The organism is Methyloprofundus sedimenti (genome assembly GCF_002072955.1).
In the GTDB taxonomy this organism is placed as follows: domain Bacteria; phylum Pseudomonadota; class Gammaproteobacteria; order Methylococcales; family Methylomonadaceae; genus Methyloprofundus; species Methyloprofundus sedimenti.
In genome coordinates this window covers 31,330-57,860 of record NZ_LPUF01000005.1, presented here as the reverse complement: position 1 = coordinate 57,860, position 26,531 = coordinate 31,330, and the positions used below count along the sequence as shown (strand labels likewise).

At 41.0% G+C, this 26,531-nt stretch carries 24 protein-coding genes and 5 tRNA genes; all 29 read right to left on the bottom strand.

Annotated features, from left to right (window positions below; translation table 11 throughout):
* Positions 1 to 6 precede the first annotated feature (6 nt).
* The 29 genes from rplB to AU255_RS18835 all read right to left on the bottom strand — a co-directional run bounded on the left by rplB (position 7) and on the right by AU255_RS18835 (position 26,292).
* A complete protein-coding gene (rplB, locus tag AU255_RS18975) occupies positions 7 to 834 on the bottom strand; it encodes a 50S ribosomal protein L2 (protein ID WP_080524454.1) in 828 nt (275 codons plus the stop codon).
* A 33-nt stretch (positions 835 to 867) separates the two neighbouring features.
* Positions 868 to 1,164, bottom strand: a complete 297-nt coding sequence (gene rplW, locus AU255_RS18970) for a 50S ribosomal protein L23 (protein WP_080524453.1) — start codon at positions 1,162 to 1,164, stop codon at positions 868 to 870.
* The gene (rplD, locus tag AU255_RS18965) at positions 1,161 to 1,781 is read right to left on the bottom strand and encodes a 50S ribosomal protein L4 (protein WP_080524452.1); all 621 of its coding nucleotides are present in this window, start codon (positions 1,779 to 1,781) and stop codon (positions 1,161 to 1,163) included. Before rplD ends, rplW begins: the two co-directional genes overlap by 4 nt.
* A 3-nt stretch (positions 1,782 to 1,784) precedes the next feature.
* Complete coding sequence (gene rplC, locus AU255_RS18960; protein ID WP_080524451.1) at positions 1,785 to 2,435, bottom strand: 50S ribosomal protein L3; 651 nt, start codon at positions 2,433 to 2,435, stop codon at positions 1,785 to 1,787.
* 25 nt (positions 2,436 to 2,460) lie between these two features.
* Positions 2,461 to 2,772 (bottom strand): 30S ribosomal protein S10, encoded by a 312-nt coding sequence (gene rpsJ, locus AU255_RS18955; RefSeq protein ID WP_080524450.1) that lies wholly within the window; start codon positions 2,770 to 2,772, stop codon positions 2,461 to 2,463.
* A 5-nt stretch (positions 2,773 to 2,777) separates the two neighbouring features.
* A complete protein-coding gene (tuf, locus tag AU255_RS18950) occupies positions 2,778 to 4,001 on the bottom strand; it encodes an elongation factor Tu (RefSeq protein WP_080524449.1) in 1,224 nt (407 codons plus the stop codon).
* Positions 4,002 to 4,029: 28 nt separating this feature from the next.
* Positions 4,030 to 6,123, bottom strand: coding sequence for an elongation factor G (gene fusA, locus AU255_RS18945; protein ID WP_080524448.1), 2,094 nt, complete (start codon positions 6,121 to 6,123; stop codon positions 4,030 to 4,032).
* 17 nt (positions 6,124 to 6,140) lie between these two features.
* Positions 6,141 to 6,611 (bottom strand): 30S ribosomal protein S7, encoded by a 471-nt coding sequence (gene rpsG / locus AU255_RS18940; protein WP_080524447.1) that lies wholly within the window; start codon positions 6,609 to 6,611, stop codon positions 6,141 to 6,143.
* 30 nt (positions 6,612 to 6,641) lie between these two features.
* Positions 6,642 to 7,016, bottom strand: a complete 375-nt coding sequence (gene rpsL / locus AU255_RS18935) for a 30S ribosomal protein S12 (protein WP_080524446.1) — start codon at positions 7,014 to 7,016, stop codon at positions 6,642 to 6,644.
* A gap of 127 nt (positions 7,017 to 7,143) precedes the next feature.
* Positions 7,144 to 11,358, bottom strand: a complete 4,215-nt coding sequence (rpoC, locus tag AU255_RS18930) for a DNA-directed RNA polymerase subunit beta' (RefSeq protein WP_080524445.1) — start codon at positions 11,356 to 11,358, stop codon at positions 7,144 to 7,146.
* Between the two features lie 75 nt (positions 11,359 to 11,433).
* On the bottom strand, positions 11,434 to 15,504 hold the full coding sequence (gene rpoB / locus AU255_RS18925; RefSeq protein ID WP_080524444.1) for a DNA-directed RNA polymerase subunit beta: 4,071 nt from the start codon (positions 15,502 to 15,504) through the stop codon (positions 11,434 to 11,436).
* Positions 15,505 to 15,634: 130 nt separating this feature from the next.
* Entirely contained in the window at positions 15,635 to 16,006 is a 372-nt protein-coding gene (rplL, locus tag AU255_RS18920; RefSeq protein ID WP_080524443.1) for a 50S ribosomal protein L7/L12, read from the bottom strand.
* Positions 16,007 to 16,049: 43 nt separating this feature from the next.
* Entirely contained in the window at positions 16,050 to 16,583 is a 534-nt protein-coding gene (gene rplJ / locus AU255_RS18915; RefSeq protein WP_080524442.1) for a 50S ribosomal protein L10, read from the bottom strand.
* Between the two features lie 317 nt (positions 16,584 to 16,900).
* Complete coding sequence (gene rplA, locus AU255_RS18910; protein WP_080524441.1) at positions 16,901 to 17,596, bottom strand: 50S ribosomal protein L1; 696 nt, start codon at positions 17,594 to 17,596, stop codon at positions 16,901 to 16,903.
* Complete coding sequence (rplK, locus tag AU255_RS18905; protein ID WP_080524440.1) at positions 17,596 to 18,027, bottom strand: 50S ribosomal protein L11; 432 nt, start codon at positions 18,025 to 18,027, stop codon at positions 17,596 to 17,598. The genes rplA and rplK overlap by 1 nt, the downstream gene beginning before the upstream one ends.
* Before the next feature lie 102 nt (positions 18,028 to 18,129).
* On the bottom strand, positions 18,130 to 18,663 hold the full coding sequence (gene nusG, locus AU255_RS18900; protein ID WP_080524439.1) for a transcription termination/antitermination protein NusG: 534 nt from the start codon (positions 18,661 to 18,663) through the stop codon (positions 18,130 to 18,132).
* Positions 18,664 to 18,675: 12 nt separating this feature from the next.
* The gene (gene secE / locus AU255_RS18895; protein WP_080524438.1) at positions 18,676 to 19,044 is read right to left on the bottom strand and encodes a preprotein translocase subunit SecE; all 369 of its coding nucleotides are present in this window, start codon (positions 19,042 to 19,044) and stop codon (positions 18,676 to 18,678) included.
* Positions 19,045 to 19,096: 52 nt separating this feature from the next.
* Positions 19,097 to 19,172 (bottom strand) — tRNA-Trp (locus tag AU255_RS18890).
* A 49-nt stretch (positions 19,173 to 19,221) separates the two neighbouring features.
* Complete coding sequence (gene tuf / locus AU255_RS18885) at positions 19,222 to 20,445, bottom strand: elongation factor Tu (protein WP_080524437.1); 1,224 nt, start codon at positions 20,443 to 20,445, stop codon at positions 19,222 to 19,224.
* 43 nt (positions 20,446 to 20,488) lie between these two features.
* Positions 20,489 to 20,563: transfer RNA gene (locus AU255_RS18880), tRNA-Thr, on the bottom strand.
* Between the two features lie 9 nt (positions 20,564 to 20,572).
* A tRNA-Gly gene (locus tag AU255_RS18875) sits at positions 20,573 to 20,646 on the bottom strand.
* 16 nt (positions 20,647 to 20,662) lie between these two features.
* A tRNA-Tyr gene (locus tag AU255_RS18870) sits at positions 20,663 to 20,747 on the bottom strand.
* A 58-nt stretch (positions 20,748 to 20,805) separates the two neighbouring features.
* Positions 20,806 to 21,375: an aminoacyl-tRNA hydrolase gene (pth, locus tag AU255_RS18865; RefSeq protein WP_080524436.1), complete on the bottom strand. Its 570-nt coding sequence runs from the start codon at positions 21,373 to 21,375 to the stop codon at positions 20,806 to 20,808.
* Positions 21,375 to 22,013, bottom strand: coding sequence for a 50S ribosomal protein L25/general stress protein Ctc (locus AU255_RS18860; RefSeq protein ID WP_080524435.1), 639 nt, complete (start codon positions 22,011 to 22,013; stop codon positions 21,375 to 21,377). The genes pth and AU255_RS18860 overlap by 1 nt, the downstream gene beginning before the upstream one ends.
* A gap of 36 nt (positions 22,014 to 22,049) precedes the next feature.
* On the bottom strand, positions 22,050 to 23,006 hold the full coding sequence (locus tag AU255_RS18855) for a ribose-phosphate diphosphokinase (protein ID WP_080524434.1): 957 nt from the start codon (positions 23,004 to 23,006) through the stop codon (positions 22,050 to 22,052).
* A gap of 46 nt (positions 23,007 to 23,052) precedes the next feature.
* Positions 23,053 to 23,127, bottom strand: a tRNA-Gln gene (locus tag AU255_RS18850).
* A gap of 2 nt (positions 23,128 to 23,129) precedes the next feature.
* A complete protein-coding gene (gene ispE / locus AU255_RS18845; protein WP_080524433.1) occupies positions 23,130 to 24,008 on the bottom strand; it encodes a 4-(cytidine 5'-diphospho)-2-C-methyl-D-erythritol kinase in 879 nt (292 codons plus the stop codon).
* Positions 24,005 to 24,565 carry a lipoprotein insertase outer membrane protein LolB gene (gene lolB / locus AU255_RS18840; RefSeq protein WP_080524432.1) on the bottom strand — a complete coding sequence of 187 codons (561 nt, stop codon included), beginning with the start codon at positions 24,563 to 24,565 and terminating at the stop codon, positions 24,005 to 24,007. The genes ispE and lolB overlap by 4 nt, the downstream gene beginning before the upstream one ends.
* Positions 24,565 to 26,292, bottom strand: a complete 1,728-nt coding sequence (locus tag AU255_RS18835; protein ID WP_080524431.1) for a tetratricopeptide repeat protein — start codon at positions 26,290 to 26,292, stop codon at positions 24,565 to 24,567. Before AU255_RS18835 ends, lolB begins: the two co-directional genes overlap by 1 nt.
* Positions 26,293 to 26,531: the final 239 nt, after the last annotated feature.

The following is a 26,531-nucleotide window of genomic DNA, read 5'->3' as shown; positions in this document are numbered from 1 at the left end:
TCCTCTCTAACGCTTGTTACGACGCCTAACAATCATCTTGTCAGTACGCTTATTTTTTCTGGTTTTATAACCTTTGGTTGGCATGCCCCAAGGAGAAACAGGATGTCTACCACCGGATGTTCTTCCTTCACCACCACCGTGTGGATGATCTACAGGATTCATTACAACACCACGAACAGTAGGACGCACTCCGCGCCATCTTGTTGCCCCAGCTTTACCAAGTGACCTTAGGTTATGCTCCGAATTTGAAACTTCACCAATAACTGCCTTACAATCGGCCAATACTTTACGCATTTCGCCCGAACGCAAACGTAAAGTAACATGCCCGCCTTCTTTAGCAATTAGCTGCGCAGATGTTCCAGCGCTACGTGCCATTTGTGCGCCTTTTCCAGGCTTAAGTTCAACACAATGAATCACAGAACCTAAAGGAATATTACGCAGAGGCATACAATTACCTGGCTTAACAGGCGCATTCTCTGAAGAAATTATTTCTTGCCCAGCTGTCACACCTTTAGGCGCAATAACATATTTACGCTCGCCGTCTTTATATAAGACGAGAGCAATATTAGCCGTTCTATTCGGATCATACTCCAGACGCTCTACAACAGCGGGAATATCCATCTTATTACGTTTAAAATCTATAATACGGTAGCTTTGCTTATGCCCGCCACCGATATGACGAGTAGTAATGCGTCCATTGTTATTACGCCCACCACTCTTACTTTTTTTGCTTAGTAAAGCCGCATGTGGTTTACCTTTATGTAAATCATCATGCTTTATTCTTACGACAAACCTAGAACCTGGCGATGTCGGTTTTGATTTTACAATAGCCATTTACCCTACCGTTTTATATTCTTTTACTTTCAGTTATGCTGCTGAGAAATCAATATCATGCCCTGGCTTAAGCTTAACATATGCTTTTTTCCAGTCCGATCTCTTGCCCATAAAGCGACCAAATCTCTTGGTTTTACCTTTAACATTTAATAGTTGTACTTTCTCAACCTCAACATTAAACATCAATTCCACAGACTTTTTCACTTGTAATTTTGTCGCCTGATTTGCTACTTTAAACACAAATCTATTGTCTTTCTCTGCTGCAACAGTGCTCTTTTCAGATACGACCGGTGCTTTTATAATATTTGAAAGATTAAACTCTACACTCATGATAACTGCGCCTCAATTACTTTCAACGCTGCAGGTGTAGCAATAACACTATCCGCAGCAATTAACATAACAGGATCAAGTTCGTTTGCAGTTGTGATTTCTAGGTTTGCAACATTCCTTGAAGATAAGTAGATATTCTCAGTTAACTCATCCGCAATAATTAAAACCCGACTCTTGCTTAAGTCTTTCAATTTTGCAACTAACTCTTTTGTTTTTGGAGTCGAAGGCATAATATCAGAACTAACTACCAAACGATTCTGGCGTAGCAATTCAGATAAAATTGAACGAATTCCTGCGCGATACATCTTTTTATTTAGCTTCTGATCAAAAGATCTTGGCTGCGCTGCGAAAGTCGTACCACCGCCTCTCCAAAGTGGACTTCGTATTGTACCAGATCTTGCACGACCCGCACCTTTTTGTTTCCAAGGCTTAGCTCCACCACCACTAACGGCAGCCCTATTTTTTTGTGCTTTTGTTCCGGAACGCTGACCAGCCATGGCCTTTGTAGCTAACTGATGAATCAGAGCTTCATTAAATTCACGTCCAAAAACATCTGCACTAACCTCTACTTCACCCGCAGAGTCTGCACTATTCAGTGCTGGTATTTTGACACTCATGTCCTATCCTTTATTTTTTTTCTTTACTGCTGGCGTTAATATTACATCACCGCCTTTAGCACCAGGAATCGCACCTTTAACCAATATAAGATTTCTTTCAGTATCAATGGAATGAATAGTCAGGTTTTGTGTAGTAACTGTTGCAGCACCCATATGACCAGACATTTTCTTTCCCTTGAATACTCTGCCTGGTGTTTGACACATACCAATAGAACCATTTGATCTATGAGATAACGAGTTACCGTGAGTTGCATCCTGCATACCAAAATTATGACGTTTTACACCACCTTGAAAACCTTTACCGATACTAGTCCCTTGCACATCAATAACTTGACCATCGACAAAAAGACCAACTGTGAGCTCAGATCCTACTTCAAGATCCTCGCCCTCACCTTCTTTTAGTCTGAATTCCCATAAACCACGACCTGCCGTCATATTTGCTGCTGCATAATGACCAGCCATCGCCTTATCAACTTTTGACGATTTTTTTTCACCTGCTGCAACTTGCACTGCACGGTAACCATCTGCTTCCAGCCCTTTAAGCTGGGAAACTCTATTTGAATCTATTTGTACAACTGAAACAGGTATTGACACACCATCTTCCGTAAAGACACGCGTCATACCACATTTACGACCAATTAGACCTAATGACATAAGTAAACCCTCAAACTTCTCAAGCTTAAATAAGCTTTATTTTAACGTCGACACCAGCCGCTAAATCTAACTTCATTAGCGTATCAACTGTCTTATCGGTCGGCTCGATAATATCGAGCAGACGCTTGTATGTTCTCAATTCATATTGATCACGTGCATCTTTGTTTACATGCGGTGAAGTTAGAATTGTAAAACGTTCATGTTTTGTTGGTAGCGGAATCGGTCCTTTTACTTGAGCACCAGTTCTTTTTGCTGTTTCAACAATTTCACCCGCTGACTGATCAATAAGTTTATGATCAAATGCTTTCAGGCTTATTCTAATTGTTTGACTTGACATATTTATTACTCAATGATTTTTGCAACAACACCCGCACCCACTGTACGACCACCTTCACGGATCGCAAAACGTAACCCTTCTTCCATCGCAATTGGTGCGATCAAGGTTACTTCTACTGATACGTTATCTCCAGGCATTACCATTTCTGTTCCTTCTGGCAATTCAACAGCGCCGGTTACATCGGTTGTTCTGAAGTAGAACTGTGGACGATATCCATTAAAAAATGGCGTATGACGACCACCTTCATCTTTCGACAATACGTATATTTCTGCCGAGAATCTTGTGTGTGGCTTAATTGAGCCTACATGTGCCAGTACCTGGCCACGCTCAACATCTTCACGCTTTGTTCCTCTTAACAGGATACCCACGTTATCGCCCGCTTCCCCACGATCTAGAAGCTTACGAAACATTTCAACACCTGTACAGGTCGTTTTTACTGTTGGCTTGATGCCTACGATTTCGATCTCTTCCCCAACCTTAACAATACCCCGCTCTACACGTCCCGTTACCACTGTTCCGCGACCTGAGATTGAAAATACATCTTCAATAGGCATTAAGAATGACCCTTCAGTTGCTCTTACGGGCTCTGGAATATAGGTATCCAGCGCTTCAACTAATTTAATGACGGAAGGCATGCCTACTTCGCTTGTATCACCTTCTAATGCTTTTAATGCTGATCCAACTATAATGGGTGTATCATCACCAGGAAATTCATATAAGTCTAATAACTCACGAAGCTCCATTTCAACTAATTCGATCATTTCGTTATATTCTTCTGTTCCTAATCCACCGCAGTCATCAGCAAGGATGTCAGCTTTGTTCAGAAATACAACGATATATGGCACACCTACTTGTCTTGATAGCAGGATATGCTCTCTTGTTTGCGGCATAGGGCCATCAGTTGCACCACACACCAGAATAGCACCATCCATTTGCGCAGCACCAGTAATCATGTTTTTTACATAATCCGCGTGACCTGGACAGTCTACATGCGCATAGTGACGCGTTTTTGATTCATATTCTACGTGTGATGTTGCAATTGTAATACCACGTTCACGCTCTTCTGGCGCATTGTCAATTTGATCAAACGCCTTGACTATACCACCACCCTGTAATTCCGCCATAACTTTCGTTAATGCAGCTGTTAGCGTCGTTTTTCCGTGATCAACGTGACCGATTGTGCCTACGTTTACATGTGGTTTATTACGTTCAAATTTTTCTTTAGCCATTAGCCCATACCTTTGTTAAATTCAATTCTTATGAAGTTTTTTGAATAATTGCAGCTGCTATTTTCGCAGGTGTCTCATTATATTTTTCAAATTGCATACTGTAAGTAGCACGCCCTTGAGTTGCTGAACGCAGGTCAGTTGCATAACCAAACATTTCAGCTAACGGCACTTCGCAGTTAATTGTCTTACCTGTTGACGTATCTTCCATCCCTAGAACTATACCTCTACGCCTATTTACATCTCCTACCACATCCCCCATATATTCCTCGGGAGTCACGATCTCTACTTTCATTACTGGTTCTAGCAATACAGGCTTAGCCTGCTTTGTACCATCTCGAAAGGCCATAGATCCCGCAATGGAAAAAGCCATTTCATTTGAGTCTACTTCATGGTAAGAACCATCGAGCAAGGTCACCTTTACGTCTACGACTGGATAACCCGCCAAGACACCGTTTTTCATTTGCTCTTGTATTCCTTTATCAATAGCAGGTATAAATTCCTTTGGAACCGTGCCACCCGTTACTGCATTGATAAAAGAATAGCCAGAACCTATTTCCACTGGTTCTAGCCTAATAATTACATGGCCATACTGTCCCTTACCACCAGACTGCCGAATAAACTTCCCTTCCTGCTCAGTCACCTGCTTAATTGCTTCACGATAAGAAACCTGTGGCGAACCAACATTCAGATCGACGGCAAACTCTCTACGCATACGATCCACTAAAATCTCAAGATGTAATTCTCCCATCCCGGAGATTATAACCTGCCCTGACTCCTCATCCGTTACCACCCGAAAAGAAGGATCTTCTTTCATTAATCGAGCCAAAGCCTCAGACATCTTGTCTTGATCAGCTTTTGTTCTAGCCTCAACAGCTACAGAAATAACCGGCTCCGGAAAATCCATTTTTTCCAGAATTATCTGCGCATTTTCTGCGCATAAAGTTTCGCCTGTCGTTACATCTTTGAAGCCTACGGCAGCGGCTATATCGCCAGCCCTAACCTCAGAGACATCCTCCCTGCTATTCGCGTGCATCTGCAACAACCGGCCAACTCGCTCGCGTTTACCTTTAAGGACATTATAGACAACGCTACCTGATGCCAGCACACCGGAATATACCCTGAAAAAAGTTAAGGAACCTACGAAAGGGTCTGTTGCAATTTTAAAAGCCAAAGCCGCAAAAGGCTCTTCATCCGACGCATGCCTTTCCGCAAGACTACCATCCTTCAACTCTCCCGAGATGGCTTTAACATCAAGCGGGGAAGGTAGAAAATCCAGTACTCCATCAAGTACAGTTTGAACACCTTTATTTTTAAAGGCTGATCCGCAGTATACCGGTGAAATCTCACTGGCAATTGTTCTTATTCTAATACCTAGCTTAACCTCGTCTATGGATAAATCACCTTCTTCAAGGTACTTCTCCATCAACTCATCATTAGCCTCGGCCGCAGCTTCGATTAATTTTTCGCGCCACTCTTCAGCCGCACCTATCAAAGCAACAGGAATAGCTTCCTCGCGAAACGTCATCCCCATATTGGCATCTTCCCAATATATGGCTTTCATTTTCAGCAAATCAACAATGCCAGTAAATTCATCCTCTGAACCCACCGGAATCTGCATAAGTACTGGATTGCCTGATAGGCGAGTAGCAATTTGCTTTATAACTCTAAAATAATCAGCCCCTGAACGATCCATCTTATTGACGAAAACTATTCTAGGAACCTTGTATTTATTAGCTTGACGCCAAACCGTTTCTGACTGTGGCTCTACGCCACCAACAGCACAAAATACCGCACAAGCTCCATCAAGAACCCTCAGTGAGCGCTCAACTTCAATTGTAAAATCTACGTGTCCTGGCGTATCAATAATATTGATACGATGCTTATCGTACTGATTTTCCATGCCAGACCAGAAACAGGTCGTTGCTGCTGAGGTGATGGTAATACCCCTTTCCTGTTCTTGCTCCATCCAGTCCATAACAGCTGAGCCATCATGAACCTCTCCCATTTTATGAGAAACGCCTGTATAGTATAAAATTCGCTCTGTCGTTGTGGTTTTACCCGCATCGATATGAGCCATAATCCCTATATTCCGATATTTTTCAATCGGTGTTACACGCGGCACCCCAAAAACCTACTATACTACCAGCGATAATGCGAGAATGCTTTATTTGCTTCTGCCATTCTATGTGTATCTTCGCGCTTTTTAGCTGCAGAACCACGTCCCTCAACTGCATCCATCATTTCGCCAGCTAATTTTAAAGGCATTGTTTTTTCGTTTCTTTTACGCGATGCCTCAATCATCCAGCGCATAGCCAATGCCACACGACGACTCGGCCTAACTTCAATAGGTACCTGGTAAGTTGCACCACCGACTCGTCTTGATTTTACTTCAACGCGAGGCTGTATATTCTCTAGTGCTTTAGTAAAAACCTCTAATGGCTCTGCATGACCTTTAGCTTCAACAGCTTCAAATGCACCATAGACGATTTTTTCTGCTACTGACTTCTTCCCGTCAACCATAACCATATTCATAAATTTGGTTAAAGTAACGCTACTATATCTTGGGTCTGGTAAAACTGTTCGTTTTATCGCCGCTCTTCTTCTTGACATTTATATCACCAACACTAGTTCTTTGAATTTTTAGCCCTTAGGCTTTTTTGTGCCATATTTAGAACGGCCACATTTACGACTCGCCACACCTGAAGTATCTAAACTTCCGCGGACTACGTGATAACGAACACCAGGTAAATCTTTTACCCTACCTCCACGAATTAGAACAACAGAATGCTCTTGCAGATTATGCCCTTCACCACCAATATAACTACTAACTTCTGAACCGCTAGTTAGTCTTACCCGCGCTACTTTACGTAGTGCTGAGTTTGGTTTTTTTGGCGTTGTTGTATAAACACGCGTACAAACACCACGTCTTTGAGGGCAAGCCTCAAGCGCTGGCACATTACTTTTTTCAATTTTTCTTGTGCGCGGCTTACGAACCAACTGGTTAATAGTAGCCATAAGTTAAATTACTCCGTCTTGCATATTTTGCTTAGTGCATCAATATAATACACTTAATTATTTCACAATAACTCTAATGAGCAGGATATTCTATTATCCTGCCCACCTAAAGTCAATATGTTTCTTTTCATTCAGCATTTAAAGCTTGCTTTAGTGCTTCCTCAGCATCAATTGCATCTAGGGATTTTACTTCCTCAGGGGTATTTATTGATTCTGACTTTGCCTCTTTACGCTTTCTTCTTGCCTCATGAAAAGCCAAACCTGTTCCTGCAGGAATTAATCGCCCTACAATTACATTTTCTTTTAACCCATATAACTGATCTTTCAAGCCACGAACAGCTGCATCAGTTAACACTCTTGTGGTTTCCTGAAAGGATGCAGCTGATACAAAAGACTCAGTTGCCAGTGAGGCTTTGGTTATACCTAATAATACAGGATCATAGCTAGCAGGAATCTTTCCTTCTGCTTCAAGTTTGTCATTAATTTCCTTAACAACTACTTTTTCAACCTGCTCGCCTTTAGTATAAGGACTATCTCCTGAAGCAGTGATTTCAACTTTACGTAACATTTGGCGAATAATTGCTTCAATATGTTTATCATTGATTTTCACACCTTGCAAACGATAAACATCCTGTATTTCTTTAACTAGGTATGTTGTTAATTCCGTCACTCCGCGTAGACGTAAAATATCGTGTGGTGTTAATTCGCCTTCGGCAATGGTTTCTCCTTTTTCAACGAACTCACCTTCAAATACCGTAATATGTCGCCATTTAGGTATCAGTGTCTCATATTGCTCACCCTCGGAATCGGTAATAATAACTCGCTGTTTACCTTTAGTTTCTTTACCGAAAGCAATTGCACCAGTCGCCTCAGCCAGAATCGCTGGGTCTTTGGTTTTTCTTGCTTCAAATAAATCAGCAACTCGCGGCAAACCTCCGGTAATATCCCGTGTTTTACTTGATTCCTGAGGAATTCTCCCTAAAACATCACCAACATGGATTTCAGCGCCATTTTTTACAGCAACAATTGATCCAGATGGTAGTACATACTGTGCAGCCAATTCAGTATTTGGCAACATAACATCTTCGCCATCTTCATTGACCAACTTAACCAAAGGGCGTAAATCCTTTCCGGCACTAACACGTTGCTTAGGATCTAATACGGTAATTGAACTCACGCCAGTTACCTCATCAGACACTTCCTGAACCGACAAACCTGGCTCAAAATCAACTAATTCAACGAAACCAGCAACTTCTGTTACTACAGGGTGTACATGTGGATCCCACGTTACAACAATATCGCCCGAATTTACTGATCCACCATCTTTACAGGTTAATTCAGCGCCATATGGAATCTTGTATTTCTCTTTTTCACGGCCATACTCATCCATCACACCAACTTCACCTGATCTTGATACAGCTACCAAATTACCGGCACGATTTTCAACCGTTTTTAAGTTATGTAGTTTTATAAGTCCTTTAGATTTAACCTGAACATTACTAATGGCAACTTGACGTGAAGCAGCTCCACCGATATGGAAAGTACGCATAGTCAACTGCGTTCCCGGCTCACCGATTGATTGCGCAGCTATAACACCAACTGCTTCGCCACTATTGACCATATGCCCACGACCCAGATCACGACCATAACATTTTGCACAAACTCCATGGCGATTATCACAAGTAATAATAGATCGCACATAAACATCATCAACACTATTTTGCTCTAGTACAGAGACATAATGCTCATCCAGCATCGTGCCATCAGCGACCAGAACTTCGCCAGTTGCCGCATTCAACACATCACCAATAACTACTCGTCCTAGAACTCGTTCGGCTAATGCCTCAACTACGTCACCTCCCTCAATAATGGGAGCCATCATCATTCCGTTGGTTGTACCACAATCTACGCCATTGATAACCAAATCCTGAGCTACATCAACTAACCGTCGTGTCAAATAACCTGAGTTAGCGGTTTTAAGAGCGGTATCGGCCAAACCTTTACGTGCACCATGCGTAGAAATAAAGTACTGCAACACATCCAGTCCTTCACGGAAGTTTGCAGTTATCGGAGTTTCGATAATAGAACCGTCCGGTTTTGCCATCAAACCACGCATACCAGCTAGCTGCCTAATCTGTGCAGCAGACCCCCGCGCGCCAGATTCAGCCATCATAAATATAGAGTTAAATGATTTTTGCTTCAAAACACTACCGTCATCATCTATGACAATATCCGTACCCAAAGCATCCATCATTACTTTGGCTACCTTTTCATTGGCATGCGACCAGATATCTACAACCTTATTGTATCGCTCACCATCAGTTACCAAGCCAGAAGAATATTGCTGCTGAATTTCAATAACTTCTCTCTCTGCTTCTGCCAATATACTTACTTTTTCTTCTGGAATTTCCATATCATTGATACCAAAAGAAATTCCTGAGCGTGTAGCATATTTAAAACCCAGATACATAATCTGATCAGCAAGAATTACAGTATCCTTATTTCCTAGGTAACGGTAACTAAAATCAAGTAAACGTGAAATGTTCTTTTTAGTCATATCACAGTTTACAATTTCAAATGGCATACCTTCAGGTACAATTTCCCATATTAAAACGCGTCCAACTGTTGTTTCGAAACGAGTTGTTTTATACTCAACTTCACCGGCTTTAGCACCTAATTTTTCGGTAATTCTTACTTGTATTTTTGATTGTAATTCAACAACTTTTGCATCTAATGCTCTTTTAACTTCATTAATATCAAAAAATGCTGAACCATCACCTTTCGCCTTAAGTTTTTCACGACTGATATAGTAAAGCCCCAACACCACATCCTGAGATGGGTTAATAATTGGCTCTCCATTCGCAGGAGATAAAATATTATTGGTTGCCATCATCAAAGTTCTTGATTCAAGCTGCGCTTCGATTGACAGTGGAATATGCACCGCCATCTGGTCACCATCAAAATCGGCATTAAATGCACTACAAACTAATGGGTGAAGATTAATTGCCTTACCTTCGATCAAGATTGGCTCAAAAGCCTGAATACCTAATCTATGCAATGTAGGTGCGCGGTTTAACAGAATAGGATGTTCATGAATAACCTCTTCCAGAATATCCCATACTTCGGCACCTTCGCTTTCCACCATTTTTTTGGCAGCTTTAATTGTTGTCGCTAAACCACGTAATTGTAATTTACTAAAAATAAATGGCTTAAATAATTCCAGGGCCATTTTTTTAGGCAATCCACATTGATGCAATTTCAGAGTAGGCCCCACTACAATAACTGATCGACCAGAATAATCGACTCGCTTACCTAATAGGTTTTGTCTGAAACGACCTTGCTTACCTTTAATCATATCGGCAAGGGACTTTAAAGGGCGTCTATTTGTTCCAGTTATAGCCCTTCCACGACGACCGTTATCTAATAATGCATCAACCGATTCTTGCAACATTCTTTTTTCATTACGAATAATGATGTCAGGTGCACTTAAGTCCAATAAACGATGCAAACGGTTATTCCTGTTAATAACTCGTCTATATAAATCATTAAGATCAGAAGTCGCAAAACGTCCGCCATCTAATGGTACTAGAGGGCGTAATTCCGGGGGTAATACGGGTAAAACATTCATGACCATCCATTCTGGACGGTTAGATGAACCTAAAAGTGATTCAAGAACCTTTAAGCGCTTAGAGAATTTTTTAATCTTGGTTTCTGAGTTTGTACTATTAATCTCTTCTCTTAATTGATCAACCTCGGCCTTAATATCAATTGTTTTTAGTAGCTCATGGATAGCCTCTGCACCCATTTTGGCCACGAAATCATCACCATACTCTTCAAACGCATCTAAATATTCATCGTCAGTTAATAGCTTTTTTCTTTCCAAAGGCGTCATACCTTCATCCAGCACTACAAATGATTCAAAATATAAAACACGCTCAATTTCGCGCAGTGTCATATCTAACAATAGCGCGATCCGTGAGGGCAACGATTTTAAAAACCAGATATGCGCAACCGGGCTTGCAAGCTCTATATGCCCCATTCGCTCGCGACGCACTTTAGATAAAGTGACTTCAACACCACACTTTTCACAAATCACACCACGGTGTTTTAAACGCTTGTATTTGCCACATAAGCATTCGTAATCACTTACCGGACCAAAAATTTTCGCACAAAAAAGACCATCCCGTTCTGGTTTAAATGTTCGATAATTTATAGTTTCCGGCTTCTTAACCTCACCATAAGACCATGATCTAATCTGATTTGGTGACGCCAAACCTATGCTAATTTCATCAAAATCAGCTGTTCTATTTTGGCGTTTCAAGAAATTTAATAAATCTTTCAAGAGCTTATCCCCTTTGTGTGTTATCTGGCTGAACCAGAACTCATTAGCTAATAACTATTTTCAATAGTGCTCTACTTATTGCACTTCGATATTAATAGCTAGTGAGCGAATTTCTTTAAGCAATACATTAAATGACTCAGGCATACCTGGCTCCATTTGATGATTTCCATCAACGATATTTTTGTACATACGAGTACGACCTGTTACATCATCAGATTTAACAGTTAACATTTCCTGTAGGGTGTAAGCAGCACCATAAGCTTCCAGTGCCCAGACCTCCATTTCTCCAAAACGCTGCCCACCAAACTGCGCTTTCCCACCTAATGGTTGCTGAGTTACCAGACTATATGGACCTGTTGAACGCGCATGCATTTTGTCATCTACCAAGTGATTCAATTTCAGCATATGCATATAACCAACAGTTATCTCGCGCTCAAACGCCTCGCCTGTCAAGCCATCATATAACGTAGTCTGTCCACTCGACGGTAGATCTGCCAAAGCGAGCATATGGCGAATTTCATCTTCACTTGCGCCGTCGAACACAGGCGATGCCATAGGTACACCAGACACTAAATTACCTGCCATTTCAATAATTTCTGCATCAGAAAATGAGCCCAGATCTTCACTTTGACCGCTGCTATTATAAATATTATCCAGATAGCTTCTTATTTCTGTCACGGCCGCTTTCGCCTCGAGCATCTTTCCTATTTTTGCGCCTAGCCCTTTTGCAGCCCAGCCCAGATGAGTTTCAAGCACCTGCCCTACATTCATACGTGATGGTACACCCAATGGGTTTAGAACAATATCAATAGGTGTTCCATCAGCTAGATATGGCATATCTTCAATAGGGTTAATTCGAGAAATAACACCTTTATTACCATGTCGGCCAGCCATTTTATCACCAGGTTGTATGCGTTTTTTAACGGCTAAATAAACTTTAACCATTTTTAATACGCCAGGGGCTAAATCATCACCCATAGTGATTTTCTTGCGCTTTATTTCAAATTTTTCATCAAATTCTTTACGCAACTTTACAATATGGGCATCTAAGCCTTCTAATTGCACATTAAGCTCTTCGCTTACCATTTTGATATTAGACCACTCTGAATGCTTAACACCCTCTAAGTAAGCCTGAGTAATCACAGTTGAGGATTTTAAGCTATTAGGACCAGAAAGTGCCTTTTCACCAATAATCACACTAGCGATACGCTGATAAATGTCTTTTTCTACAATCGCTAGCTGATCATTTAAATCTTTTCTATAGCTTTTAATTGCTGATGCTTCATTCGCCAGAGCACGCTTATCCTTTTCTACGCCGTCACGGGTAAAAATTTGTACATCAATAACTGTTGCTCGGATACTACCGGGTACTCTTAGTGAAGTATCTTTAACATCAGCTGCTTTTTCTCCAAAAATAGCTCTAAGTAATTTTTCTTCAGGCGTAAGTTGCGACTCACCTTTTGGTGTAACCTTACCAACAAGAATATCACCGCCCTTAACTTCTGCTCCTACATAGACAATACCTGATTCATCTAGTTTAGAAAGTGCTTCTTCACTTACATTTGGAATATCAGCTGTAATTTCTTCTGGGCTATGCTTGGTATCACGAGCAATACAGGTTTTTTCTTCTATATGAATTGAAGTAAACCGGTCTTCTTTAACTACGCGCTCAGAAACTAAAATAGAATCTTCAAAGTTGTATCCATTCCACGGCATAAAGGCGATTAACATATTCTGACCTAATGCTAACTCTCCCATGTCCGTTGAAGGTCCATCTGCCATAATATCACCAGCAGCAACCAGGTCTCCTGGCTTGACTAATGGCTTTTGATTAATACAGGTATTTTGATTTGAACGTACATATTTAATTAGATTATAAATATCTACCCCCGTTTCAGCGACCTCAGTTTCAGTGTCATTGACACGCACCACGATCCTACTGGCATCGACACTAGCAACAACTCCGCCTCGCTTTGCAACTACTGTTACACCTGAATCCTTGGCAACAGTGCGTTCCATACCTGTTCCCACGAGCGGTTTCTCAGCTTTAAGAACCGGTACGGCCTGACGCTGCATGTTAGAACCCATTAAGGCTCTGTTCGCATCATCATGCTCCAAGAAAGGAACAATTGAAGCCGCTACCGAAACTATCTGCTTGGCAGATACATCCATATAATCTACGTCTTTAGATGAAACTAAAGTGAATTCATCTTTATAACGACAAGATACCAGGCCTTCTACTAGTTTTCTATTTTCATCGACAGGTACACTTGCCTGTGCAATAACAAAGTTACCTTCACCTATTGCTGACAGATAATCAACCTGATCAGTAACGATGCCATTTTCAACTTTACGATAAGGTGTTTCCAGAAATCCATATTCATTGGTACGTGCATATACAGCCAACGAGTTAATCAAACCAATATTTGGACCTTCCGGTGTTTCAATAGGACAAACTCGACCGTAGTGAGTCGTATGTACATCTCGAACCTCAAAACCAGCACGCTCTCTAGCCAGTCCACCCGGGCCTAGTGCCGAAACACGCCGTTTATGCGTTACCTGGGATAATGGATTATTCTGATCCATAAATTGCGATAACTGACTAGAGCCAAAAAACTCTTTTACTGCTGCAGAGACAGGTTTCGCATTGATAATTTCCTGCGGCATCAAACCTTCAGAATCAGCAAGCGTCAAACGCTCTCTAACAGCACGCTCTACTCTGACTAAACCAACTCTGAACTGGTTTTCAATCATTTCACCTACTGATCTGACACGCCGATTACCTAAATGGTCGATATCATCGACGATACCGTTACCATTTCTTATGTTGATTAATTCTTTTAGTACATTAATGATATCTTCTTTACTTAATGTGCCATCTCCTTCAGAATCGGGTATACCAAGGCGACGATTAAACTTCATGCGCCCGACCGCAGATAAATCATACCGGTCTTCAGTAAAAAAAAGATTATTAAACAGGTTTTCTGCCGAATCTTTAGTAGGCGGCTCACCAGGGCGCATCATACGATATATTTCTATCAATGCCTCTAAACGATTTGTTGTATTATCTACACGCATCGCCGAAGATATGTAGGGACCACGATCCAGGTCATTTACATATAAGGTATTAATTTCACTGGCACCTTCAGCAATTAACTTCTCTAATAAGTCCTCAGTAACTTCATCATTAACACTGGCGATTAACTCTCCTGTGTCCTCATTAATAATATTGTGCGCTAAAATATTTCCATATAAATAACTTCTAGGAACCTCTAGCTCCTTAATTTTTTCTTTTTGCATCTGCTTAATATGTTTAGCAGTTACACGCCTTCCTTCTTCTACTAATACTTTGCCACCGGATTTAATATTGAAAGTAGCAATCTCACCTTTTAATCTTTCAGGAATTAAATCGAGTAAGATTTTGTCAGCACTAATAAAAATTTTATTTGTTTCGAAGAAGATGTTGATCATCTCTTCATTCTCATAACCCAAAGCACGCAATAGAATAGTTGCTGGTATTTTGCGACGACGATCTATTCTGACAAAAACACAGTCTTTATGGTCAAATTCAAAGTCCAGCCATGAACCACGATACGGAATAACCCGTGCATTCAATAACAATTTTCCAGATGAATGGGTTTTTCCTTTATCATGATCAAAAAACACTCCGGGACTACGGTGCAATTGAGACACAATAACTCGCTCAGTACCATTAATAACAAATGTTCCATTCTCTGTCATTAAGGGTAATTCACCCATATAGACTTCTTGCTCTCTTATATCTTTGACAACTTTGGTACTGCCTGGCGCATCTTTATCATAAATAACCAGACGCGCGATTACGCGCAATGGTGCAGCGTAAGTAGCGCCACGCTGCTGACATTCACGCACATCAAAAACAGGCTCGCCTAATCTGTATTTGACGTATTCCAAAACAGCATAGCCAGAATGACTATGAATCGGGAACACACTTGAAAATGCCGCATGTAAACCAGCATCTTTTCTTTTTGCTGGCTTTATACCAGTTTGTAAAAAACCAGCATAAGATTTGATTTGCGTTTCCAGCAAATAAGGGACGTCTAGAACTTCATTTGCTTTTCCAAAATTATTTCTGAGGCGTTTTTTTTCAGTAAAAGTGTAGGCCATATTACGTCCTTATCCTTTGTCAAGAGTAGGTTTCTGAATTCGGGGCATTAAAACAGTAAAAGGCCGGTGACCACTTAAGTGATCACCAGCCCATATTATAGGCATTGCTGCCCATGATATTTTGTCAAAATTATTTAATTTCGACAGTAGCACCAGCTTCTTCTAAAGTAGCTTTAACTGCTTCAGCGTCTGCTTTACTTACACCTTCTTTCAATGTAACTGGACAGCCTTCTACTGCTGCTTTAGCTTCTTTCAAGCCTAATCCAGTAATACCGCGTACTGCTTTAATTGCTGCAACTTTATTGGCACCAAAAGATGCCATTACAACATCAAATTCAGTTTGTTCTTCTGCTGCACCGGCATCACCACCAGCAGCAGGAGCTGCTGCTACTGCTGCTGCTGACACACCAAATTTTTCTTCCATCGCCGAAATTAAATCAACGATTTCCATAACAGTCATGTTTGATACTGCTTCCAAGATCTCTTCTTGCGAGATTGCCATTGTTTGTTCCTCTAAATAATTGGTTTTAAACTGCTTGTAAAGCTTACTCTGCTACTGCTTCTGCTGCGCTTTCTGTAATTTCTGCACCACCTTCACGCTGCTCTTTTAAAGCAACCAAAGTACGTGCAAGTTTTCCTACAGGAGCTAACATCAACGCCATAATCATGCTTATTCCTTGATCACGCGTTGGTAAGCTTGCTAATCGTGCTAATTCTGAGCCATCGTATGCTTGCCCATCGATAGACACGATTTTAGCAATAAGCTTTTTATTGGTTTTAGCAAAATCATTGATTAAACGACCTGCAGAACCCGGATCTTCCATTGAAAAAGCAAGAATCAATGGTCCAACCATCTTCTCTTGCATACATTCAAATTGAGTGCCAGCGACTGCTCGTTTAGCTAATGTATTTTTTACTACGCGCAAATAAACGCCTGTTTCTCTTGCAACTGTACGTAACTTAGTTAATTCAGCTACTGTTAGTCCGCGATACTCAGCTGCAACAGCAGAATGCGCTTTGGCTGCGTATGGAGCAACTTCATCTACGACAGCTTTTTTGCCATCTAATGCTAAGGCCACAACTTTCTCCGTTATTACTGATTTTCATCAGGTTTACACACCGCATCTCGTTTAGATGCGCCCAACGGGTCATTCACCAGTTCCCCAGTTTCAGCTCCCATCTACGTAGGCAGGTTAAATTTAAGCTAAGCACCTACGGTCTTTGATGGCTACCAATAAAACTGGCAACCAAAAATTCTTTATAATTTGTAACGAGTACTACGACTAAAGAATCTGTCGTAAACTATTTCTCAAGACTTTTTCAACAGAGTAACAAATAGAAAAATCACCATTCGCAACTTTATCGAGCCATAAATGGCTCTTGCAAAGCCTGCTTGTTAGAGTGACAAGCTAGATTGATCCAAAGTAACACCAGGTCCCATCGTGGTAGATAGACTGATTTTCTTTAAATAAACACCTTTAGCTGCACTCGGTTTTGCTTTTACTAAATCAGCAATCAATGCTTGCAGATTTTCTTGAATATCTTCTGCTGTAAATGCAATTTTACCAATTGAACAATGTACAATACCTGCTTTATCTGTACGATAACGTGCTTGACCAGCCTTTGCATTTCTTACTGCCGTAGCAACATCTGGTGTTACAGTGCCGACTTTAGGGTTAGGCATTAAACCTCTAGGGCCTAATACTTGACCTAATTGACCAACTACACGCATTGCATCAGGGGAAGCAATGACAACATCAAAATCCATTTGACCTTTTTTAACTTGATCGGCGAGATCATCCATACCAACGATATCAGCACCTGCTTCTATTGCAGCATCAGCATTTGGACCCTGAGTAAAAACAGCAACTCTCACTGTTTTACCAGATCCCTTAGGCAATAAAGTCGCGCCCCTAACATTTTGATCTGATTTTCTTGCATCTATTCCCAAGTTAACACTTACATCAACTGACTCTGAAAACTTGGATGTTGCTAATTCTTTTAATACTGCTACTGCTTCTATAAATGGATACTGGCGCTCAGAATCAATTTTTTCTTTAGCAATTTTTGCTCTTTTAGATAATTTAGCCATTACAAACCTTCCACGTCAAGACCCATGCTACGCGCACTGCCGGCAATAATTCTCACAGCAGAGTCCATATCTGTTGCATTCAAATCTTCCATTTTAGTTTTTGCAATTTCTTCTAATTGCTCTCGCGTCACCTTACCAACTTTCACTGTATTTGGGGTTTTGCTTCCACTTGTTATACCAACCGCTTTTTTTAATAAAATTGATGCAGGCGGAGTTTTTGTAATAAATGTAAAACTTCTATCACTGTAAACAGAAATTACTACTGGCGTAGGTAAACCTTTTTCTATATCTGCAGTTTTTGCATTAAATGCCTTACAAAACTCCATAATATTAACACCATGCTGACCTAATGCAGGGCCAACAGGCGGACTTGGATTTGCTTCACCTGCTTTTACTTGCAGCTTGATATATGCTGTGACTTCTTTAGCCATTTTATACTCCTGACCGGGTAATAACGCTTTTCAGCTCCCCATAGATAAAAAATCCCCATCGACTGATGAGGACCGTTATAAAAATCTTTTTTGTTGTGCTATTTAAATTTTCTCTACTTCATTAAACGCAAGCTCTACTGAAGTTGACCTTCCAAAAATTAACACTGAAATTCGCAATTTATTTTTTTCGTAATTAATTTCTTCGATTTCACCATTAAAATCTTTAAATGGCCCATCATTAACACGCACTACTTCACCAACCTCAAATAAAACCTTTGGCCTAGGCTTATTAACACCCTCTTCAACTCTATTTAGAATTCTATCTGCTTCTTTGTCAGAAATAGGTGCCGGACGATCTGAAGTGCCACCAATAAAACCTAAAACTCTTGGCTCATCCTTCACTAGATGCCATGTTTCATCAGTTAATTCCATTTGCACTAAGACATAGCCAGGAAAGAATTTTCTTTCGCTCTTTCTTTGTTGCCCCATTCGCATCTCTACCACTTCCTCTGTTGGTACAAGAATTTTTCCAAAGTATTTGCCTAAACCCTCTCTTTCAATTTTTTCTTCCAGAGATTGCTTTACTTTCTTTTCATAATTTGAATATGCATGAACAACATACCAACGAATTGCCATCCTTAAACCTCTTTAAGCTGTTAGGGATGTAATCGCCCAGAACAAGAAAGTATCTAGAAGCCAAATAATAAATCCGACGATTATAACCATAGCAAATACCATTAGCGTAGTTTGCATAGTTTCATTGCGTGTAGGCCAGACTACCTTCCTTACTTCCTGTCTTGCTTCCTGCGCAAAAGACCACGAGTGATGACCAGCTTGCGTAGTCATCATAATCGTTAACGCAACAACAACGATTGCAACCATACCCAGCACCCTATACAATTGAGAGTAATCTGAGAACATGTAAAAAGCAACCACACCTGCACTAATCAGCACAAGAGACAAAATATATTTTAGTACATCGAAATTATATGTAACTTCCTTTGCCTGACTATTCATTTGATGAATTTATTTGAGAACTTCTTGAAATTAAATAATATTTAATGCGAGTTGGCAGGCCAGGAGGGACTCGAACCCCCAACCTGCGGTTTTGGAGACCGCTGCTCTACCAATTGAGCCACTGACCTACACGCATAAACCTTCTAACAACGAATAATTGTACTTTACTTAAAGCTATTATTCAATGATTTTTGCAACAACACCCGCACCCACTGTACGACCACCTTCACGGATCGCAAAACGTAACCCTTCTTCCATCGCAATTGGCGCGATCAAGGTCACTTCTACTGATACGTTATCTCCAGGCATTACCATTTCTGTTCCTGCTGGCAATTCAACAGCGCCGGTTACATCGGTTGTTCTGAAGTAGAACTGTGGACGATATCCATTAAAAAATGGCGTATGACGACCACCTTCATCTTTCGACAGTACGTATATTTCTGCCGAGAATCTTGTGTGTGGCTTAATTGAACCTACATGCGCCAGTACCTGCCCACGCTCAACATCTTCGCGTTTTGTTCCTCTTAACAGGATACCCACGTTATCGCCCGCTTCCCCACGATCTAGAAGCTTACGAAACATTTCAACACCTGTACAGGTCGTTTTTACTGTTGGCTTGATGCCTACGATTTCGATCTCTTCCCCAACCTTAACAATACCACGCTCTACACGTCCCGTTACCACTGTTCCGCGACCTGAGATTGAAAATACATCTTCAATCGGTAATAAGAATGATCCTTCAGTTGCTCTTACTGGCTCTGGAATATAAGTATCCAGCGCTTCAACTAATTTAATGACGGAAGGCATGCCTACTTCGCTTGTATCACCTTCTAATGCTTTTAATGCTGATCCAACTATAATGGGTGTATCATCACCAGGAAATTCATATAAGTCTAATAACTCACGAAGCTCCATTTCAACTAATTCGATCATTTCGTTATATTCTTCTGTTCCTAATCCACCGCAGTCATCAGCAAGGATGTCAGCTTTGTTCAGAAATACAACGATATATGGCACACCTACTTGTCTTGATAGCAGGATATGCTCTCTTGTTTGCGGCATAGGGCCATCAGTTGCACCACACACCAGAATAGCACCATCCATTTGCGCAGCACCAGTAATCATGTTTTTTACATAATCCGCGTGACCCGGACAGTCTACGTGAGCGTAGTGGCGAGTCTCAGACTCATACTCTACGTGTGATGTTGCAATTGTAATACCACGTTCACGCTCTTCTGGCGCATTATCAATTTGATCAAACGCCTTGACTATACCACCACCCTGCAGTTCCGCCATAACTTTCGTTAATGCAGCTGTTAGCGTCGTTTTTCCGTGATCAACGTGACCGATTGTGCCTACGTTTACATGTGGTTTATTACGTTCAAATTTTTCTTTAGCCATCTTTCAAAGACCTTAATTAAATGTTTGCAACAATCAGTATAAATGGAGCCCATAACTGGACTTGAACCGGTGACCTCTTCCTTACCAAGGAAGTGCTCTACCGCTGAGCTATATGGGCTTAATTTTTTGGAGCGGGTGATGGGAATCGAACCCACGTGATCAGCTTGGAAGGCTGGAGTTCTACCATTGAACTACACCCGCATAATTCATTTCTGAATGGTGGAGGGGGGAGGATTCGAACCTCCGAAGGCAGAGCCGTCAGATTTACAGTCTGATCCCTTTGGCCGCTCGGGAACCCCTCCGTTCAGAACAGGCATTATGATTGGTTTTTTTTATTATGTCAATTTTTTTAATAATTTTTTATGTAGAATGCAGTTTCTGCATAACCAAGCCAAAATCACCATTCTGTATCAAAGGCAAATAATTAAAAAAATCACTATATATTTCTTTGATATACTGTAGATCATTTTTGGAAAAATCCGATAAAACATAGTCGACTACTTGCATCCCTGGCTTTGGCCGACCAATTCCAACGCGCAACCTTTTGAAGTCCCTCACACCTACAGCAGCAATAATATCTCGAAGCCCATTATGACCTCCATGCCCGCCACCGAATTTCAACTTCAGCACCCCAACCTCAAAATCCAGCTCATCATGAATAACTAGAATTTCTTCCGGTTTAATTTTGTAATATTTCATTACTGAAGAAACCGACTGACCACTACGATTCATAAATGTAACTGGCTTTAATAAGTACAGCTTACCCAGCCCCATATTTATTTCCGCAAGATCACCAAAAAACCGCACCTGCCGAGAAAAGGCAGCCCCCTTCTCTTTTACTAGTTCATCCAAAAACAAAAACCCGGCATTATGCCGGGTTTTGGTGTATTTTTGACCCGGATTACCGAGACCTACAAGAAGCTTAACCATTAGTCAGCGACAGACTCATCCTCTCCATCACTCGCCTCTTCATCCTCATCACCTCCAGGCCCTCTCGTCTTCATAATCTGGGCAACTGGCAAGTTATGATCTTCGCCATGCGATAGCGCTATCACTTCAACACCATCAGGCACTACAATATCCGATAAATGCACAGAATCACCTATTTCAACATCCGTCAAATCCACTTCTATATATTCAGGCAAATTACCAGGCAGACACAAAACCTCCAATTCAACCATTGAATGCGTCACAACTCCGCCCGCCTTAACACCCTTCGAGACCTCCTCGTTAATAAAGTGCAATGGAACATGAACCTTAATTTTCTCGCCCATAGAAATGCGCATGAAATCCATATGAATCACAGTATCTTTTGCAGGATGTCTTTGCATATCTTTTAAGATTGCATTTTGCACCTTACCACCAACATTCAATTGCAACACATGCGAATAAACTGCTTCATTCGCCAGTCTTTTCATAACTTCATTATGGCTTAATTCTATTAACTCAGGTTCTGACGAACCACCATAGATTACAGCCGGCACATTACCTTTACGACGAATCGCTTTAGCATTACCCGTACCTGCATTCTCTCTACTTACAGCAACAAATTCAAAAACGCTAGACATCTAAATCTCCACAACCAACACAATAACTTAAAATCATCAATCAACATATAGCGAGCTAACTGACTCACCCATAGCAATCCTTCTAATTGTTTCGGCTAACATATCCGCAACACTTAACTGCCGTATTTTTCCTAAATTTGCCGCCTCCACACCTAACGGAATAGTATCTGTTACTATCAACTCATCCAGAACCGAGTTCCGCAAATTTTCAATTGCACGACCCGACAACACAGGGTGAGTACAATAAGCAACCACCTTAACGGCACCCTGCTTTTTTAATGCAACTGCCGCGCTACATAGCGTACCAGCTGTATCAACTAAATCGTCTATCATGACGCAAGTCTTGCCACTTACATCACCTATTATATGCATCACCTCTGCCACATTGGCCATTGGTCGACGCTTGTCTATAATTGCTAAATCCGCATCATCCAGCCGCTTCGCCAAAGCTCTAGCCCTGACAACACCACCAACATCCGGAGAAACAACTATTAAATTCTGATAATCCTGACGCCATACATCACCCAGCAACAATGGAGACGCGTACACATTATCCACAGGTATATCAAAAAAACCCTGTATCTGATCAGCATGCAAATCAACGGTTAGCACCCTATCCGCCCCTGCAACACCCACCATCTTAGCCACCAACTTGGCACTAATTGCCACTCGCGCCGAACGCGATCGTCTATCTTGCCTTGAATATCCATAGTAAGGCATTACCGCTGTTATTCTTGATGCAGACGCTCTTTTCAAAGCATCGATCATCACTAATAACTCCATCAAATTTTCATTTGTTGGCTGACATGTTGGCTGAATAACAAAAACATCCTTATCCCTGACATTTTCTTCAATCTCTACGGTCACTTCACCATCACTGAAGCGCCCCACCGAAGCCATTCCAAGGCGCATGCTCAATCGACGAACTATGCCTTCCGACAGCTCTCTATTGGCATTGCCAGAAAAAACCATCATTGAAGTATCACTACTCATTTAGAGCACCCTCTATAGTACCGATCTGATTTCATGGAAGAATAAATGGCTGGGCTGCCAGGATTCGAACCTGGGTATGCGGAGATCAAAACCCCGTGCCTTACCGCTTGGCGACAGCCCAATTTAGATATTAAAGAGTTCACACATCTGCTTATGCAGTGGTGAAATAGCCAATCCTTGTGCAATATACACTTCATTACTTGAAGCTAACTTAGTATACACATCCCGTGCAGACTGCTGATCACCAAACTGAACAAAAACGCATGCTCCCGTCCCCGTCAATCTAGCTTGTCCATATTCACCAAGCTTATCCAAAGCTTGCTCTACTTCAATGTAGCGTTCCTTAACAACAGTTGAACAATCATTTTGATTCTCCCCTGAGTTAAAGTCGGCTATTTTGATTGATTTACTGTCTCGTGTCAAATCATTTGCAGAAAATATTTTTCCAGTATCTACATGGCATTGAGGTTTAAGCACTACAAACCAGGCATTCGGCAAGTCAATCGTGGTTAGTTTTTCACCTACACCTTCAGCCCAAGTGCTTGTTCCTTTGATAAAAACTGGCACATCAGCACCCAATGCCAACCCTAACTCCATTAAGCGCTGCTCAGAAATTCCCAAATGCCACAACCGGTTTAAAACCACCAAAACAGTTGCAGCATCAGAACTTCCACCGCCTAGCCCACCACCCATTGGAAGGTTTTTTTCTATGTCTATACAAACGCCACCCTGATATCCGGCTTCTTGCTTCAACAACAGAGCAGCCCGCACCGTCAAGTCATCTTCCTCCCTTACCCCGGGGATAGCATTTTTTAATCGAACACAACCATCCTCTGCCTTACAGAAGGTTAAATTATCTGTTAGATCAATTATTTGAAATACTGTTTGCAATAGATGATAGCCATCTTCTCGCCGCCCTATTATCCTCAACATTAAATTTAATTTTGCTGGTGCTGGCCAGCGTATTCCCCAGCCTAACTCGGAATCTTTTTGCTCAGTCATTGTATTTCCCACTGATCAACTATCAGCTTTAATTTTATATTTTCTTTTGTCACTTTAATTCTGCGCGGCAAAACACCAACTGAGGTAGTCATATATTCATCGTAAGCAATACGCCACCCCAATTGTTGAAAGCCATTTCCCAACTGCTCCACCGGCACACCCTGCAAATATGCACCCAACACCCAACACCGCAAAGCCGTTATTGGCACAATAAAACCTATTTGCCGAGCAATAAATGCATCTATATCCTGTGAAACTTGCTTATCTCCATGTGCATCATACAATACAATCTCATGCTCTCTTAGCTCTATTAATATGGCCCCCAAACCCAAGGCACCCGATAACTTCAATACATCTCTTTGCTTATTATGCTGCCATTGAATATTAGCCGTCAGAACTTCATTACTCTTAATCAACAATCGACCCTGCATATTCCACTGCCGAATGTCTAGCCTCTGCTGCTGGCTCATTTGCTGACCTTGCTCTGCATCAAAGGTTTTTATCGAGCCACAACCCGCTAAAGCCAACAAAATCATGCATAATACACTTGCGCGCATTAATTACCGCTCAATAAGCGCGCCTCAAGTTCTATTAATAATGCATTATCAGGATTTTTTGCTATAGCCTTGCTTAGTAGTGCTTTCGCCTCTCTGTTGTGTTGCAAAGCCCACAAGACTTCAACTAAATGCGCAGCTATTTCAGCCTGAGGCTCCAGATTATATGCACGTTGAAGGTATTCTCTAGCCTCATCAAACCGCCCCAGTTTAAACAATAACCAGCCATAACTATCCATAATAATAGGCTCATGAGGCTTAATTGCTATCGCTTTATCCAGATAGGTTTGCGCTTCTTCATAACGAGTAGTTTTATCCACCAGGGTATACCCTAAAGCGTTTAAAATATCAGCATCATTAGGATGCTTTTGCAGAATATATTTGAGATCATCTTCTAATATTTGTAGCTCGCCTAACTTCTCAGCAATTAATGCTCGCGCATAAAGTATCTTTTTATTATCCGGCTCAGTTAGTAGTGCATCAGTCAACACATCAAAACCTTGCTGATATAAATGTTGCTGGGTATATATTTCCGCTTCGACCAAGACTAAGTCCATCGTTTTTTCTGGAAACTCTTTTTTTAAACTTATCAATCTTGCGCCAGCTTCCTGAAAGCGATTATCATCCATTAAAATCAAAATTGAACTAATTCTTGCTTCATATTTATACGGCCCGATACCAATTGAGTCAAACCATACCAAAGCCTCATCATTGCGTTTAGCCTTGCCATCCATGCTGCCTAGATAAAATGAAGCCTTATCTTTATAGTCTTTTTCATTGACCAGATCCTGCAAAATATTACGTGCAGATTCTTCCTGCTCAGTTTGCAGGTAAACTAATGCGAGCTTAAACCGTAACTCATTATTTTCAGGGTATTTATCAATCAAATCCTGCAAAATAGTTTCTGCTTCAGAAAATCGTCCTTGCTGTATCAATAACTGCGCTATTTGCTCTTGCATTTGCACATTTTCTTCAAGCTTATTTATCTGCTGTAAAACATCTGTCGCTTCAGCAAACTTTCCTTGCGTAATATAGAGTTGAGCTTGCAACAATAAAGCTTTCTGCCATTGTGGCTCAAGCTCCAAAGCTTGAGAGATATTAATTTGCGCAGATCTTATTTTATGAGACTGCACATCCATCAACGCCAGAATAAAATACAGCTTGGCATTGTCTTGATATTTACCGCTTAACTCAGAAAATACCTGATATGCTAAAGTCATGCTCTGCTGATCAGATAAATTCTTAATCATAGAAATAGCATGGTCATCAAAATTACTTGCGTCATTAAGCAGAATAAATTCAATATTATTAAATGCTTCTTGCTGATCTCCCGATTTTAATGCTGCAACAGCCACCAGATACCGAGCCTCCAGACTATTCGGATCTTCTTCTAGCCATAAATCCACAGCTTGCTTTAATTTCACATCATCCTGTAAATACAATGCAATTTTTGCCGCCCGCTGAATAACATTTATATCCTTAACGCGTTCAGATGCCCGTAAATAACCATCCAATGCCAGATCATATTGCCCACGTTGCCCTGCAATTTCAGCAGTCATTAATAAAAACAAAACATCAGGAGATATTTCTGTCTTTCTTTCCTGCTGCTCCACACTAACTAGCTTTGGCTCATTTTCCTTTGCAGGCGGGTTACTTAAACTTTGGGAATTTTTCGTTACACACGCTGACAATATAAAAAAACTTAGCAGCATCATTACTTTTAAAACCATCGATGAAATTTCCTTAAAATTTAACCTAAATCCATTGTAAAAAAATATTGGCTTAGGCTTGAGTTGCTATCGGCACCAGAATATTTGCGCAGACCCAGGTAATACAACTTTGAACTGGCCTTGTATGCACAAAGTAAATTATACGCATTAAATATAAATATTGATACGGCCTCCTTTTCGCGCCTACATGACTACCGTCAATGAAAAAATCAGCCCCATATTAATATATAGCCTACACA